This window comes from Sphingomonas parapaucimobilis NBRC 15100 (genome assembly GCF_000787715.1).
Taxonomy (GTDB): domain Bacteria; phylum Pseudomonadota; class Alphaproteobacteria; order Sphingomonadales; family Sphingomonadaceae; genus Sphingomonas; species Sphingomonas parapaucimobilis.
The window spans coordinates 1-13,781 of the sequence record NZ_BBPI01000048.1 but is presented as its reverse complement, the minus strand read 5'-3'; the positions used below and the strand labels follow the sequence as shown (position 1 = coordinate 13,781).

Annotated in this window: 16 protein-coding genes; 3 read left to right on the top strand and 13 right to left on the bottom strand. The window is 67.5% G+C overall.

Translation table 11 applies throughout. From position 1 onward, the window contains the following. Window positions 1-429: 429 nt before the first annotated feature. The 6 genes from SP5_RS18510 to SP5_RS09020 all read right to left on the bottom strand — a co-directional run bounded on the left by SP5_RS18510 (window position 430) and on the right by SP5_RS09020 (window position 5,140). Window positions 430-828 (bottom strand): hypothetical protein, encoded by a 399-nt coding sequence (locus tag SP5_RS18510; RefSeq protein WP_052811476.1) that lies wholly within the window; start codon window positions 826-828, stop codon window positions 430-432. A gap of 71 nt (window positions 829-899) precedes the next feature. Next, window positions 900-2,384, bottom strand: coding sequence for an RNA polymerase factor sigma-54 (rpoN, locus tag SP5_RS09040; protein ID WP_042487286.1), 1,485 nt, complete (start codon window positions 2,382-2,384; stop codon window positions 900-902). Between the two features lie 60 nt (window positions 2,385-2,444). Next, window positions 2,445-3,227: an LPS export ABC transporter ATP-binding protein gene (gene lptB, locus SP5_RS09035; protein WP_375244356.1), complete on the bottom strand. Its 783-nt coding sequence runs from the start codon at window positions 3,225-3,227 to the stop codon at window positions 2,445-2,447. Window positions 3,228-3,293: 66 nt separating this feature from the next. Beyond that, complete coding sequence (locus tag SP5_RS09030) at window positions 3,294-3,836, bottom strand: LptA/OstA family protein (RefSeq protein ID WP_042487283.1); 543 nt, start codon at window positions 3,834-3,836, stop codon at window positions 3,294-3,296. Window positions 3,837-3,854: 18 nt separating this feature from the next. Further along, window positions 3,855-4,481 carry an LPS export ABC transporter periplasmic protein LptC gene (lptC, locus tag SP5_RS09025; protein ID WP_042487280.1) on the bottom strand — a complete coding sequence of 209 codons (627 nt, stop codon included), beginning with the start codon at window positions 4,479-4,481 and terminating at the stop codon, window positions 3,855-3,857. Between the two features lie 38 nt (window positions 4,482-4,519). Beyond that, the gene (locus SP5_RS09020) at window positions 4,520-5,140 is read right to left on the bottom strand and encodes a ribonuclease D (RefSeq protein ID WP_042487278.1); all 621 of its coding nucleotides are present in this window, start codon (window positions 5,138-5,140) and stop codon (window positions 4,520-4,522) included. 338 nt (window positions 5,141-5,478) lie between these two features. On the opposite strand from SP5_RS09020, the gene SP5_RS19885 reads away from it, so the two are divergent. Continuing rightward, window positions 5,479-6,333, top strand: a complete 855-nt coding sequence (locus SP5_RS19885; RefSeq protein WP_042487276.1) for a cold-shock protein — start codon at window positions 5,479-5,481, stop codon at window positions 6,331-6,333. Between the two features lie 147 nt (window positions 6,334-6,480). Here SP5_RS19885 and SP5_RS09010 read toward each other — a convergent pair whose 3' ends face one another. Both SP5_RS09010 and SP5_RS09005 read right to left on the bottom strand, forming a co-directional pair. Beyond that, window positions 6,481-7,242, bottom strand: a complete 762-nt coding sequence (locus SP5_RS09010) for a methyl-accepting chemotaxis protein (protein ID WP_042487272.1) — start codon at window positions 7,240-7,242, stop codon at window positions 6,481-6,483. Further along, window positions 7,242-7,616, bottom strand: coding sequence for a globin domain-containing protein (locus tag SP5_RS09005; protein ID WP_217995690.1), 375 nt, complete (start codon window positions 7,614-7,616; stop codon window positions 7,242-7,244). Before SP5_RS09005 ends, SP5_RS09010 begins: the two co-directional genes overlap by 1 nt. 298 nt (window positions 7,617-7,914) lie before the next feature. Between SP5_RS09005 and SP5_RS09000 the strand changes: the two genes are divergently transcribed. Beyond that, window positions 7,915-8,376 (top strand): nuclear transport factor 2 family protein, encoded by a 462-nt coding sequence (locus SP5_RS09000; RefSeq protein ID WP_042487264.1) that lies wholly within the window; start codon window positions 7,915-7,917, stop codon window positions 8,374-8,376. Window positions 8,377-8,378: 2 nt separating this feature from the next. Next, window positions 8,379-8,951, top strand: coding sequence for a TetR/AcrR family transcriptional regulator (locus tag SP5_RS08995; RefSeq protein ID WP_042487263.1), 573 nt, complete (start codon window positions 8,379-8,381; stop codon window positions 8,949-8,951). Window positions 8,952-8,955: 4 nt separating this feature from the next. On the opposite strand, the gene SP5_RS08990 is transcribed toward SP5_RS08995, so the two are convergent. From SP5_RS08990 to lgt, 5 genes are all read right to left on the bottom strand, one after another. Continuing rightward, window positions 8,956-10,287 carry a cystathionine gamma-synthase family protein gene (locus tag SP5_RS08990; protein ID WP_042487369.1) on the bottom strand — a complete coding sequence of 444 codons (1,332 nt, stop codon included), beginning with the start codon at window positions 10,285-10,287 and terminating at the stop codon, window positions 8,956-8,958. 79 nt (window positions 10,288-10,366) lie between these two features. Continuing rightward, entirely contained in the window at window positions 10,367-11,131 is a 765-nt protein-coding gene (pgeF, locus tag SP5_RS08985; RefSeq protein WP_042487260.1) for a peptidoglycan editing factor PgeF, read from the bottom strand. Beyond that, complete coding sequence (locus SP5_RS08980) at window positions 11,128-11,637, bottom strand: GNAT family N-acetyltransferase (RefSeq protein ID WP_042487258.1); 510 nt, start codon at window positions 11,635-11,637, stop codon at window positions 11,128-11,130. The genes pgeF and SP5_RS08980 overlap by 4 nt, the downstream gene beginning before the upstream one ends. Further along, window positions 11,634-12,716, bottom strand: coding sequence for a class I SAM-dependent methyltransferase (locus SP5_RS08975; RefSeq protein WP_042487253.1), 1,083 nt, complete (start codon window positions 12,714-12,716; stop codon window positions 11,634-11,636). Before SP5_RS08975 ends, SP5_RS08980 begins: the two co-directional genes overlap by 4 nt. A gap of 40 nt (window positions 12,717-12,756) precedes the next feature. Then, the gene (lgt, locus tag SP5_RS08970) at window positions 12,757-13,638 is read right to left on the bottom strand and encodes a prolipoprotein diacylglyceryl transferase (RefSeq protein WP_052811475.1); all 882 of its coding nucleotides are present in this window, start codon (window positions 13,636-13,638) and stop codon (window positions 12,757-12,759) included. Window positions 13,639-13,781: the final 143 nt, after the last annotated feature.

The following is a 13,781-nucleotide window of genomic DNA, read 5'->3' as shown; positions in this document are numbered from 1 at the left end:
GAGCGGGCCTTTCAGGCATCCTCTCCTAAAAACTTTCATGGGCTGGTCGCAAGACCGGCCCTTTTTTTGTCTTGCTTCCGCCGTGCATCGGCCTAGGCTGTACCATCGCCGCGCTTCAACGATAGTTATAAGCAGGAGTGGAAGCCGCCGGGAAAACCGGCATCGCGCGTCGGTGCCGGGGGTTGAGCGATCGCTTCGCTCCCCCCGTTTTGCCTCTCATGTCGAGCGGCATTTTCGATCATCGTCCGGGGATGGGCAATATTGCGGCCTTCGACTTTGCCCAGGCGAAACGGGTTAGGATATCCAGACCCCTTGCCCGCTCCGTGCCGCCTGGGCGAAGTCGAAGGCGAGGGGCTGAACCCGATGACCATGGTATCAGGGAGAAGACGGGAGAGGCCCCACGGACCCGTCCCGCCCCGAAAAGCGGTTTCAGCCTTTGTTGTCGGATGGCGGGCGATGGATGAATTGATCCAGCGCCGATAGCGCCATGCCAGCAAAGGTGACGACCTCGGATATGCCCGACTTGGTGGTTCCGCCTTCCTGTTGCGACTTCGCAGTTCCGCCTTGCTGTTGCGGTGGGGGCGTTTCGGGACTGGCCGGCTCTGGGGACGGGGCCGCGCCGTCGCTGGGCCGCCGCGTGGTTCCTCGCGCCAGCGCCGAGGCCGCGACGATCAGCCCCGTGGCGAGCAGTTGCCGCCCGGCCGGGCTGCGTGCCTGGTCGAGCAGTGCCTGACCGATCCGGTGCAGGGACGAGGATCCGAAGGACGTGCCGGGCTGCTCGTCCAGCCTGGCCTTTTTCTGCTTCTTCTTGTGCTTCTTCTTGCCCATCGGCCTGGCCTCGCAATCTTGTGTATGCTTGATGTAATACACGTCGATGGACGTTCAAGCCATGCGCGACGTCACCCCGCCAGGGCACGGGCGCGGCGACGCTGGACCGAGCTGCCAATCCCCAGCGACTCGCGATATTTGGCGACCGTTCGCCGGGCGATGTCGAAGCCCTTGGCCTGGAGCAGCTCGACCAGCGTGTCGTCCGACAGGATCTTGGCGCCCTCGTTCGCGATCAGCGCCTTGATCGCACTCTTCACCGCCTCCGCCGAAACGGCGTCGCCACCGTCCGCCGCCGCGATGCCGCTGGTGAAGAAGAATTTCAGTTCGAACAGGCCGCGCGCGCAGCTGAGATATTTGTTGCTCGTCACGCGGCTGACGGTCGATTCATGCATCCCGATCGCCTCGGCGACTCGGGCGAGCGTCAGCGGCTTTAGATGCGCGACGCCGTGCAGGAAGAATGCCTCCTGCTGCTTCACGATCTCGGTGGCGACACGGATGATCGTCCGCTGTCGCTGGTCGAGCGCCTTCATCAGCCAGTTGGCGCTGGCGAGGCAGTCGGCGAGCCAGGCCTTGGACCCCTTGTCCTGCGGGCTGTGGCGCAGTTCCTGGTAATAGCGGCGATTGACCAGCACGCGGGGCAGGGTGGCGGTGTTCAGCTCGATGCCCCAACCGGCCTTGGTCCGGGTGACGAACAGGTCGGGCACCACCGCCTGGGACGGCTCGCCGCCATAACGGCAGCCGGGCTTGGGATCATAGCCGCGCAGCTCGCGGATCATGTCCGCCATGTCCTCGTCATCGACGCCGCAGATGCGTTTCAACCGCACCAGTTCCCCGCGCGCCAGCAGGTCGAGATGGGCGATCAGCTTGGCCATACACGGGTCGTAGCGGTCGACCTCCTTGGCTTGCAGCGCCAGGCATTCGGCCAGATCGCGCGCGCCGACGCCTGTCGGGTCCAGCCCCTGCACCACCTTCAGCGCTGCCTCGACCATGGCGAGGGGTACGCCCAGCCGCCCGGCGATCTCGTCCAGCGGCACGGTCAGATAGCCCGCCTCGTCCAGCTGGTCGATGATATGCGCGGCGATGGTCAGCTCGGTGCCCGACAGGATCAGCGCGACCTGAGCCTCCAGATGCTCGGCCAGGCTGGGCGCGTCATTGGCCAGCGAATCCCAGTCCGGCCCGTCCTCGCCGCCCAGCCCGCCGCTGCCATTCGTCCCGTTCAGCGACAGGCCGCCATCCGGCCCCGTGCCGCCATCGGCGACACTGTCCTGCTGATGGCTCTCGGTCGCGTAATCCAGGTCGAGCCCCCGGTCCTCTGAGGGTGCCGTCCCGGCGACCAGTTCGTCGGCCCCGGCGGGTGCCTCGCGCTCGGGGCGTTCGGGTGTCGCCACTTCCCGCACGGCGCTGGCGTCGAGCAGGGGGTTCTTCTCCACCTCCTCGGCGATGAACGCCTCGACCTCCAGATTCGACAGCGTCAGCAGCTTGATCGCCTGCTGAAGCTGCGGCGTCATCACCAGCGATTGCGACTGGCGGATGTCGAGGCGCGGCGCGAGGCTCACGGCACCCTGTCCGCGCCGGTCATGCCATCAGGAGCGGATCGACGCGGTGTCCTCATGCGGTCAGAGCGAAAAGCCCTCGCCCAGATACAGGCGGCGGACATTGGCGTCGGCGACCAGTTCCTCCGGCGAACCGCTGAACAGCACGCGCCCGTCATAGATGATGTAGGCGCGGTCGACGATGTCCAGCGTCTCGCGGACATTATGGTCGGTGATCAGCACGCCGATATCGCGCCGCTTCAGGTCCTTCACCAGATCGCGGATATCGGCGATCGAGATCGGGTCGATGCCCGCGAACGGCTCGTCGAGCAGCATGATCGACGGGTCGGCGGCCAGCGCGCGGGCGATCTCGGCCCGGCGGCGCTCACCGCCCGACAGCGCCATGGCGGGCGCGGCGCGCAGGCGGGTCAGGCCGAATTCCTCCAGCAGCTTGTCGAGCTTGCGTGCGCGCTCGGCCGGGTCCGGCTCGGCCAGTTCGAGCACGGTCAGGATATTCTTCTCGATCGACAGCCCGCGAAAGATCGAGGTTTCCTGCGGCAGATAGCCCAGGCCCAGGATCGCGCGGCGATACATGGGCAGGCCGGTAATATCCTCGCCGTCCAGCATGATCCGGCCCGAATCGGGCTTCACCAGCCCCATGACCGAGTAGAAGCAGGTCGTCTTGCCCGCGCCGTTGGGGCCGAGCAGCCCGATCACCTCGCCGCGCCCGACCGACACCGACACGTCGGTCAGGACGACGCGCTTGTCATAGCTCTTGGCGATCGACACGACCTGAAGGCCATGGGCGACCGGCGGCTCCGAGACGGGCGCGTTGCGATGACTTGCCTCGCGAATCGGGGTTTCCATGTCCATCGGCCCGTTCTTTCCTTAGCTGGCGGCACGTTAGCGCGGGGCACGCCCCCGCGTCACGCCTCAGTTGCGATCGGGGACCGAGAAGGTGCCCGTGACCCGGCCCGACGGCGCACGCGTGACCGCGCCGCCCGTGCCCGAGGACGCGCCGCCCGCCACCGACGAGCCGTCGATGACCGCGCGGCCGGTATCGAGGTTCAGCGTCAGCCGCCCGCCATTCACCGTATTGCCGCCCTGGGTCAGCGTGACGTTGCCCAGCATGGTGATGACCCGGCGGTTGAGGTCGTAGATCGCATAATTGCTGCGCGCGGTCTGGTCCGGGCGCTTGACGACGACGCCGCCCGAGGCGTCGAAGCGCGACACCTGCGGCTTTCCGCCCAGCACCTGCCCCGTATAGAATACCGTCATCCGCGCCGCCGTCAGCGTCATCTCCGCCTGGCGCAGCGAGACGTTGCCCGACAGGACGGCGCGGTTCTGCTTGTCCTGCAATTCGATGACGTCGGCACCGAAATCGACGGGCGCGCGGCTGTTGTGCTTGACCTGCGCGGCCGCGGACACTGCCAGGACGAGAAGGGCCGGAGCCGCGGCGGCGAAGAGCTTGTGCATGGACGGCTATTTCGGGCTTTACGGGACGATGCGCAAGCGGGCGTTGCCTTCCAGCCGGACGGTGCGATTTTCCAGGTCCGCCCGCATCTTGTTCGCGCTGAAATGGCCCTGCGGCACCTGGCCGGTCACCGCGCCGCCCGAAACCAGCGTCCGCTGCTGCAGGTCGATGGTCGCGTCATGCGTGCGCAAGTCGTATCCGCCCGCCGACCGGAAATCGAGCGGCCCGTCCAGCTGCACCTGCTCGGTGCTCATGTCATAGCGGCCCGAATTGGCGCTGACCGTGGCGGGGCCGTCCGACAGGCGGATGGCGGCGGACAGCTTGTTGAGCTGCACCACCGGCTCGGCCGAGCTGCGCTGGATCGCGGAGCCTGCATCCAGCGAGAAGGGCTGTCCCTTGTCGTCGACGCCGCGATACTGCGCCGCCTGGATCTTCATCCGTTCCCTGGCGACCTCGACCTTCTTCTTGTCGAGCACGAAGGACACTTCGCTGGACGAATAGATCGGCGCCATCACCAGGAACGCCGTCAGCACGCCGATCGCGCTGGGCAGCAGCCAGCGTGCGAGCGTCACGAAACGGTCGTGACGGCTGCCCGGCGCGGCCCAGTGCTGGCGCTGGGTACGGACGCGGTCGGCGATCTCGGACATGATGGCTCCCTATCGTGCCCGGATCAGGCGTCAATGGTTCAGGCGTGGGCGAAGATATCGACCTCGGGCCAGCCCGCCAGATCCAGCTCGGCACGCGCAGGCAGGAAATCGAAACAGGCCTGCGCCAGTTCCATCCGGCCTTCCCGCTCCAGCCTTTTGTCGAGTTCGACCTTCATGCGGTGCAGATAGCGCACGTCCGACGCGGCATATTCGCGCTGCGCATCGGACAGCTCGGGCGCGCCCCAGTCCGACGACTGCTGCGCCTTGGACAGCTCGACGCCGAGCAGCTCGCGGACCAGCTCCTTCAGGCCGTGGCGGTCGGTATAGGTGCGGATCAGCCGCGAGGCGATCTTGGTGCAATAGACCGGGGCGGCGACGACACCCAGATAATGGCGGATCGCGGCGATATCGAACCGCCCGAAATGATAGAGCTTCAGCCGGGCCGGATCGGCGAGCAGCGCGCGAAGGTTCGGCGCGGCATAGTCGCTGTCGGGCGCGAAGCGGACCAGATGCTCGTCGGGGCCGCCGTCCGACAGCTGGACGACGCACAGCCGGTCGCGCGGGGTGATGAGGCCCATCGTCTCGGTATCGACGGCGATCGACGCGCCGGGGGCGAACAGATCGGCGGGAATGTCTTCTTCGTGCAGGTGAACGGTCATGCTGCCTGCCCTAGCGGGGGCGGGGCCAAGCCTCAACCGCGATCGGGCGGGGCGACGGAGAAAAGGCGGTCGCGCCTGACGACCCGCAGGGGCGGACGGGTGATTCGCCGATTCGGCCAAAGATGTTGTGGAGTTTCGGCCACAATTCCGACGTAATCTGCCTCGTTCGCGCCAAAGCGAGACGGGTTCGCACGATTTCGTTCGCGATGGCTGTCCTTCTGCGTTATGCATCCCCACTAGGCGCAAAAGGTTTGGCGCCAAAAGATCCGCGCTCTTCGTCCGGCGCACGGTTCTTGAGGACAGGATTTGCGGGCGAACCGGGAAGACGAACAGGGCTTATGAGTTTCGATAGAGGTAGCCGGGGCAATCGCGGCTCGCGTGGCCGCGACAAGCGGGAAAATTTCGGCGGCGGCGATGAAGGCGGCTTCGGCGGCGGCTTCGGCGGCGGTGATCGCTTCGGCGGCGGCGGCTTCGGCGGCGGTTTCGGTGGCGGCGACCGCTTCGGCGGTGGTGGCGATCGTGGCGGCTTCGGCGGCGGTGATCGCTTCGGCGGCGGCGGCGGCGGTGGTTTCCGTGGCGGCGGCGGTGGCGGCTTCGGCGGCGGTCGTGGCGGCGGCGGCATGCCCCCCCAGGTCGTTGGCGAAGGCACGGGCGTCGTCAAATTCTTCAACGCGCAGAAGGGCTTCGGCTTCGTCGTGCGCGATGACGGCGGCGAAGACGTGTTCGTTCACATCTCGGCCGTCGAGCAGGCGGGCCTGACCGGCCTGGCCGAAGGCCAGCCGCTCGGCTTCACCCTCGTCGATCGCGGCGGCCGTATCTCGGCCACCGAGCTGAAGATCGAAGGCGAGCCGCTTCCCGTCACCGATCGTGCGCCTCCCCGCGAGCCGCGCGAAGGCGGCTTCGGCGGCGACCGTGACCGCGGCCCCCGCGGCGGTGCGGCCGGTGGTTTCGGCGGCGCTCCCCAGCGTCAGCTGACCGGCGAGAAGGCGACCGGCACGGTCAAGTTCTTCAATGCGATGAAGGGCTTCGGCTTCATTCAGCGCGACGACGGACAGCCCGACGCGTTCGTCCACATCTCGGCCGTCGAGCGCGCCGGCATGGGCTCGCTGAACGAAGGCGATCGCCTGCAGTTCGAGATCGAGGTCGATCGTCGCGGCAAGTACGCAGCGGTCAACCTGCAGAACGAGGGCTGATCCTCCTCGGCTGAATAAGCCTCCCTTTTCGGGCGTCGAGGCCCGGCGTTGCAGCGATGCGACGCCGGGCCTTTTCGTTTGTCCGGGCACAAGGAAGAACTGCATCGAAATGGGTGGCGGCTTCTCGCCGCTCACGGGGGCGAGGGGTTATCCGCCGGTTTCGCGATCGTCGCGACGGCTCAAGCGCGAAAGCTGGCGGGCCAGAACCTTGACCGCCACGGCATGGGCACCGACCCGTCCGATGGCCGAGGCGGCCTGGTCGATGGCGCCGACCGCCTCGGCCGTGATCGTCGCCAGTTCCCGTGCGGCATCGCTTTGACTGGCGGCGTGGTCGAGCGAACGGGTGAGCAGCTCGTCCTGCTCGCTGACCAGCATCTCATAGGCTGCCACCATGTCTCCGGCCGCGCCGATATCATGCGCGATGGCCAGCGCGTTGGCCCCGATATCGTCGGTTGCCGTCTTGGTGCGGGTAGCAAGCACCGCCATCTCCGTCGCGACGACGGCAAAGGCGCTGGCCCCCGATTCCGCACGCGCGGCTTCGATTCGGGCATTCAGGCTCAGGATCCGGCTTTCCTGCGCGATGGTGGCGATCGTGGCACTGATCGAGGCGACGCGGCCGATAGACTGGTCCAGCGTATCCACGACCAGCTTGTTGGCCGTGAGCGATTCGCGGGCCATCGCCAGGGCTTCGGCCTGCTGCCTGACGGCTCCGGCCATGATGCCTGCTGCTGCCTCCAGGCTTGCCGCCAGTGACGCCACACGCTCGGCCTGATCGCTCATGCCCCGGACGCTGGCGGTTGCGGCTTCCGCTTCCGATGCGACACAGCCCGCAATGTCGATCAGGCGGTCCGCGATATTGCCCAGATGCGCATCCAGGCTTGGCGCGACGGGCGACGCCTGTTGCGCCATTAGTGCGATGTCTGGCGTGCAGCCGCCAGCATGGTGCCGGACAGAATGGCATAGGCCGCGCCCCAGGCGGCTTCGGTATCGCGGTCGAAACCGCTGCCCAGTCCGCCCCGCAGCGTTTCGATCAGCGCCGATCCGACGGCCTCGTAATGATGGGGCTTCGCGCCATAGCCGATATGCCGAATCGCCAGTTCGCGCGCCACCGGAACGACCGCGTCGAGTCGGTCCAGCGCATCCACCACCGTTGCCAATGTCAGGAACAGCTTGCGCCCCTGTGCCTCCATATCGTTGCCGAACAGGGGGCGGGTGTCGGGGGCAAGCGCGAAAAGACGGCGATAGAATTCGGCGGCGGCCTGGTCCGTGAGAGGAAGGATCATAGCGAAGCTGTGCTGAACAAGGTCGATCTGATGGGCCGTGAGCATTGGTTCGCGCTATGCGCGGGAGTGGAAACGAACCCTTAAGGCCCCTGTGTAACGGCCACGGTGCGAGACCCAGGTGCTGGCGGCTTTTCCATCGCGATATCAGGGCCATGAAGCGCCGACGGGCGATGGACCCCGCCACCCGCCGGTTCCATTATTTGTCCGCGTCCCCCGGCGTTATGCCGCTTGCCTTGGCTGTTTTCGGCTTGTACCAATCGGTAAAGGCTCGTCCTTCTGGTCGAAAAGGGAAGTGAATATGCGCCCGCCCCTGCCACCGTTCACCACCGAAACCGCCGTGCAGAAGGTGCGCGCGGCCGAAGATGCCTGGAACAGCCGCGATCCCGAGCGCGTGGCGCTGGCCTATACGCCCGATTGTCCCTGGCGGAATCGGGACCGGTTCCTGACGGGGCATGTTGCGATCGTCGCCTTTCTTCGCGGCAAATGGGATCGCGAGTTGGAGTATCGACTCATCAAGGAGCTTTGGGCGCATCAGGACAGCCGGATCGCGGTGCGCTTCGCCTATGAGTGGCATGACGCGCAGGGCCGGTGGTTCCGATCCTATGGCAATGAGAATTGGGACTTTGCCGAGGATGGCCGGATGCGGCGGCGGATCGCGTCGATCAACGATCTGGCGATCCGCGAAGACGACCGGCTGTTCCACTGGCCGCTGGGCGTGCGTCCGGCGGATCATCCGGGCTTGAGCGAACTGGGCCTCTGACCATGGCGCGGATGATCGCCGAGCGCGCCGACGCGCTGCCGGGGCTGGCCGAGGTGTTTCGCGAATATGGCTATGCGGGGGCAAGCCTGTCGCTGATCGGCACCGCGACGGGGCTGGGGCGGGGCAGCCTGTATCACTTCTTTCCGGGCGGAAAACAGGAGATGGCCGCCGCCGTGCTGGCCGATGTCGCGGGATGGTTCGACGCGGCGATCTTCACCCCGCTGGAGCAGGCCGACGATCCGCGCGCCGGAATCGATGCGATGATGGTCGAGGTCGATCGCTATTTCCGCTCCGGCCAGCGCGCCTGCCTGATCGGGGCATGGGGGCTGGGCGCGACGCGCGACCCCTTTGCGGAGCCGATCGCGGGCTATTTCCGGCGCTGGATCGCCGCGCTCCAGACGCTGCTGGTGCGCGGCGGCGTGGCGGAGGATCATGCCGCCACGCTGGCGCAGGATGTGGTCAGCGGTATCCAGGGCGCGGTGGTGCTGTCCCGCGCCCTGAACGATCCCTCATTGTTTCGCGCGACGCTGGGGCGGCTGACGGCGCGGCTCTACACCGCGCTCGCCGCCGCCTGAACGATCAGATCGCCGCCAGCGCCTGTTCGCAATCGGCGATCAGGTCGTCGGCATCCTCGACGCCGATCGAGATGCGGACCAGATTGTCGGTGATGCCCAAGGCCGCCTTGCGTTCGTCGGGGACCGAGAGGTGCGTCATCGCAGCGGGATGGCTGGCCAGCGTCTCGGTGCCGCCGAGGCTGACGGCCAGCTTGGCGATGCGCAAGGCGTCTAGGAAGCGGAAGGATTCCGCCTCGCCGCCCTTCAGGTAAAGCGAGAAAGTCGATCCACCGCCGGTGCAGTGGCGGCGATAGATGTCGGCCTGACGCTCCAGGCCCAGCGTGCCCTCCAGAAAGCCGAGATACCCGACCCGCTCGACCTTCGGGTGGTCGCGCAGGAAGGCGCAGACCTTGGCGGCGTTTTCGCCGGCGCGGCTCATCCGCAGTTCCAGCGTCTCCAGCGAGCGGAGCAGCATCCAGGCGGTATTGGGGTCGCAGATCGTGCCGATGGTGTTGCGCATCGACCGGATGGTCGCGATGTGCGCCTTCGACCCCAGCACGCCGCCCGCGACCAGATCCGAATGGCCGCCCGCATATTTGGTCAGCGAATAGACGACCAGATCGGCGCCATGCTTCAGCGGCCGTTGCCAGAGCGGCCCCAGAAAGGTGTTGTCGATCGCGATCGGCGGCTTCTCGGCGTGATCGGCAAAGACCGCATCGCGCGCGGCCGCCACCGCCTCGATATCGACCAGCGCATTGGTCGGGTTGGCGGGGCTTTCCAGATAGATCAGCGGCACGCGGCCCATGGCCGCCGCCTGGGTCAGCACCGCGTCGATCTCCTCACGTGTGGCACCGGCGGGGAAGTCGAGCCACTGCACGCCGAACCGGCCCAGGATACGCCCGATCAGCGTCTCGGTCGCGGCATAGAGCGGGCCGGAATGGACGATGACGTCACCCGGCTGGACCATCGACAGGAACAGCGTGGCGATCGCCGCCATGCCGCTGGAGAAGGTCAGCGCGTCCTCCGCCTCGTCCCAGATGGCCAGGCGATCCTCCAGGATTTCCTGGTTCGGCCCGTTGAAGCGTGAATAGACCAGCCCGTCCGCGCCGCCGGGGCGCTTGCCGGTCACCCCCTCGAAATGCCGCTTGCCCGCCGCCGCATTGGGGAAGACGAAGGTCGAGGTCAGGAAGATCGGCGGCTTCAGCGAACCCTCCGACAGCACGGGGTCGAAGCCGTGGCCCATCATCAGCGTGGACGGCTTCAGCTTGCGGTCGCCGATGCTGGTCACATCGCTCTTGCGCTCGGTTGCGGCCGGGTCTTGCGGCGGGACGCCGGTCAGATCGGATTCGGTCGGCATGTGGGTCTCCTCGGGAACAGGTGCCGCCCTGTCGGCGGCCATGCCGCCAGGATAACGCGGCGAATGGCTTTGGCGAGGCTCAGCCGATGCCGATCAACGAGATCTGGCGACCATAAGAGGGTTCGCCGCGATGGGTGGCGCGGCGGAAGCTGAAGAAGCGGTCCTCTTGCGCATAGGTGTCCTCGCCCAGCGCCGCGACGCGCGCGACGCCTGCGGTGGCCAGGCGATGGGCGACATAGGCTTCCAGGTCGAACTGGTAATGATCGGCGCGGGTGCCGTCGGCGAAGAAGCGTTCATTCTCCGGGGCGGCTTGCGCGAATCGGCGGAAGAAGGCGGCGTCGACCTCATAGCTGGCGCGGGCGATGCACGGGCCGATGGCGGCGGCGATCCGCTCGCGCCGGGCACCCAGCGCTTCCATGGCGAGCAGGGTCGCATCGGTGATTCCGCCCAGCGCGCCCTTCCACCCGGCATGGGCCGCGCCGACGACGCCTGCCTCCGCATCGGCGAACAGCACGGGCGCGCAGTCGGCGGTGAGGATGCCGAGCAGCAGCCCCGGCCGGTCCGTCACCAGCGCGTCGCCGTGCGGGCGGACATCGTCCTCGGGCGGGGTCAGCACCGTGACCGCCTCGGCCGAATGGATCTGGTAGCAGGTGATGAGGCGCGAACCGGGCAGCACCGCGTCGCGCGCGCGGCGGCGATTCTCGGCAACCGAATCGGCGTCGTCCTGCGAGCCCAGTCCGACATTCAGCCCGCCATGAATGCCCGCCGACACCCCGCCGCGTCGCCCGAGGAAACCGTGGGCGATGGACGCCAGCAAGGGTGTCCGAAGTGCTTCGATGGTCATAGCGACAGCCTCATGATCCGGTCCTCGTCGATCGTCTCGCCCACGGGGAAGTCGTAGCGGCCGATATCGACAAAGCCGTAGCGCGCGTAAAAGGCCTTGGCCCGGTGATTGTCGACATAGACCGACAGGATCAGCTGGCTCGCGCCCCGTGCCCGGGCGGTGGCGATCGTCCAGTCCATCAGGACGGGGCCGACGCCCGCGCCCAGATGGCTGGAGGCGACATAAAGCTGGTAAAGCTCGACCGCATCCTCGGGCCACTCGCCGGGAAAGCCGACCGGGCCGATCTTGGCGAAACCGATGATCGCATCCTCCTCGACCGCCAGCCGGATGGTGAAGTCGGGATCGCCGATCTGGGCAGGCAGCCCTTCGGGGCCAAAGGCTTCGTCCAGAAAGCCGTTCAGGTCGGCCGCCGGATAGAGATGGCCGAACGTGTCGGTGAAGGCGGCGCGCGCCATCGCGGCCAGCGCCTCGCCATCGCCGGGCATGGCGTCACGATAGACGATCATTCGCCATAGCCCGCAGGGACCGGCCAGTCGGGCCGGGCGACCGCCAATGCGCGGAACAGCGTGCCCATGTCCTGCATCAGCCGGTTGCGATCGGCAAGCAGCGCCTCGGCGCGGTCGGGATGCGCGCGGGCGAGGCTGGCGGTGCGCTGGTCGATGCCCAGCGCGCCGAGCAGGTCGCGCTGCGTCACCGGACCAAAGGCGGCGAGGCCGCTGCCTTGCGCGGCGGCGGCCAGCGTCGTGAAGTCGACATGCGCGCTCAAATCCTGCTCGCCCGGCCGGTCGAACGGATTGGCATAGGCATGGCCGCGTACCGCTTGCAGCGTGTCGGCGATGGCGGGGCCTTCATAGCCATAATCGACGATCAGCGCGGCCCCGCCCTGCGCGGCGATCCGTGCGGACAGGCTGCGCATCACCGCGACGCTGGCCGGGGAGACCTCGATCACCGACCCGGCTTCGGCGTCGCGCAAGGATTCGGGGATGATCTCGCCCGGCACCGGCGGCCCCGCGATCGGCAGGAAGAGCAGGTCCTGCGCCGCGACCAGCCGCTCGTGCCAGCCATCGCCGCGACGGACGAGCTGGCGGATAGGAAGGGCGTCGAAGAATTCGTTGGCGACGACGACCAGCGGGCGGTCGGTGGGGAGCGTCTCGACCGTGTCGTGCCAGGTGGCGTCGGCGACCCGCTGGCCTTGTGCGGTGCGCAGCGTGGCGCTGGTCTCGACGAAATGGATGCTGGGCGTGAAGCCCGCCTTGGCCATCGCGCGCCGGGCATCCGCCGCCAAGGTCCCGCGCCCCGGCCCCAGCTCCACCCAGTGGACCTCGGGCCGTCCCGCCCGGTCCCACAGGTCGGCGCACCACAGGCCGACCAACTCGCCGAACATCTGGCTGATCTCGGGGCTGGTGGTGAAGTCGCCGCCCGCGCCCAGCGGATCGCGCGTGCCGTAATAGTGCGCATTGGCGGCGGCCATGAACTGCGCCACCGGGATCGGCCCAGCCAGCGCGATGGCGCGGGCGAGCCGTTCGGGCAGCGCATCCTCAGGTTCGGGCCTGTGATCGGCGGGGGGGATCAGCGGGTTGGTCATGCCCCCGCTCTGCCGCCCCAACCCCGCCGCTGCAAGTCCGTCAGGAAATGCTGTCGGGGCCTGCGATCGGCTCGACCCGGACGCGGCGCGTCTTGGCCGAGTTCATCAGGTACAGCCCGCCCAGGATCATCGGCACGCACAGCCACTGGCCCATGTGCAGCCCGGTCATCTCCGCAAAGGCGCGCAGTTGCTGGTCCGGCTCGCGGAAGAACTCGACGATGAAGCGCGCAATGCCATAGCCGAGCAGGAACAGGCCCGACAGCTTGCCCGGATCGTAACGCGCCTTGGTCCGCCAGAAGGCGAAGCTCATGACCGCGAACAGGACCAGCCCTTCGAGGCCCGCCTCGTAAAGCTGGCTGGGATGGCGCGCCGGATCGGGCAGGCCGAAGGGCACGGTGCGCGGGAAGATGATCGCCCAGGGCACGTCGCTCGGCTTGCCCCACAGCTCGCCGTTCACGAAATTGGCGAGGCGGCCCAGGAACAGCCCGACCGGCGCGGTGCAGACCAGATAGTCGAGGATCCGCAGCCAGCTGAGCTTGTGCTTGCGCGCGAACAGGATGACACCGATGCCGACGCCGATCGCGCCGCCGTGAAAGCTCATGCCGCCGTCCCACAGCCGCAGGATGCGAAGCGGGTGCAGGAACATCTCGGGCGCGTAGAAGATCACATAGCCGATCCGCCCGCCCAGGATGATGCCCAGCGTGGCGTAGAAGACCAGATCGTCGGCATGCGCCCGCGACATCGGCGCGCCGGGCCGGTCGAGCATCTTGCCCAGATACCACCAGCCGAACAGGATGCCCGTGATATAGGCCAGGCTGTACCAGCGCAGCGTGAAGAAGCCGATCGAGAACACATCCGGGTGCAACCCCAGATCCTCGAACCGGATATGGCCCCCGGCGGCGGCAAGCATGGAGAGGATCAAATGCGTTTCCCTTTCTGGCCTGCTTCATAGAGCGGCGTTGCGACAACACCAAGACCATGGGTTCGGTGCCGTCCTGTGAGGGGATGGGGTGGGCGTGGCCTTCGACTGCGCTCAGGCTGAACGGGCTTTTGGGAATGCGCACC

What these genes read in the sequence shown, in the direction of transcription:
- SP5_RS08990 (WP_042487369.1), bottom strand. Translation starts at nt 10,287, where the DNA reads ATGCCGACCGAATCCGATCTGACCGGCGTCCCGCCGCAAGACCCGGCC.
- SP5_RS08980 (WP_042487258.1), bottom strand. Translation starts at nt 11,637, where the DNA reads ATGATCGTCTATCGTGACGCCATGCCCGGCGATGGCGAGGCGCTGGCC.
- SP5_RS08975 (WP_042487253.1), bottom strand. Translation starts at nt 12,716, where the DNA reads ATGACCAACCCGCTGATCCCCCCCGCCGATCACAGGCCCGAACCTGAG.
- SP5_RS08995 (WP_042487263.1), top strand. Translation starts at nt 8,379, where the DNA reads ATGGCGCGGATGATCGCCGAGCGCGCCGACGCGCTGCCGGGGCTGGCC.
- lptB (WP_375244356.1), bottom strand. Translation starts at nt 3,227, where the DNA reads ATGGAAACCCCGATTCGCGAGGCAAGTCATCGCAACGCGCCCGTCTCG.
- SP5_RS09010 (WP_042487272.1), bottom strand. Translation starts at nt 7,242, where the DNA reads ATGGCGCAACAGGCGTCGCCCGTCGCGCCAAGCCTGGATGCGCATCTG.
- SP5_RS19885 (WP_042487276.1), top strand. Translation starts at nt 5,479, where the DNA reads ATGAGTTTCGATAGAGGTAGCCGGGGCAATCGCGGCTCGCGTGGCCGC.
- pgeF (WP_042487260.1), bottom strand. Translation starts at nt 11,131, where the DNA reads ATGACCATCGAAGCACTTCGGACACCCTTGCTGGCGTCCATCGCCCAC.
- lptC (WP_042487280.1), bottom strand. Translation starts at nt 4,481, where the DNA reads ATGTCCGAGATCGCCGACCGCGTCCGTACCCAGCGCCAGCACTGGGCC.
- SP5_RS09030 (WP_042487283.1), bottom strand. Translation starts at nt 3,836, where the DNA reads ATGCACAAGCTCTTCGCCGCCGCGGCTCCGGCCCTTCTCGTCCTGGCA.
- SP5_RS18510 (WP_052811476.1), bottom strand. Translation starts at nt 828, where the DNA reads ATGGGCAAGAAGAAGCACAAGAAGAAGCAGAAAAAGGCCAGGCTGGAC.
- SP5_RS09005 (WP_217995690.1), bottom strand. Translation starts at nt 7,616, where the DNA reads ATGATCCTTCCTCTCACGGACCAGGCCGCCGCCGAATTCTATCGCCGT.
- SP5_RS09000 (WP_042487264.1), top strand. Translation starts at nt 7,915, where the DNA reads ATGCGCCCGCCCCTGCCACCGTTCACCACCGAAACCGCCGTGCAGAAG.
- SP5_RS09020 (WP_042487278.1), bottom strand. Translation starts at nt 5,140, where the DNA reads ATGACCGTTCACCTGCACGAAGAAGACATTCCCGCCGATCTGTTCGCC.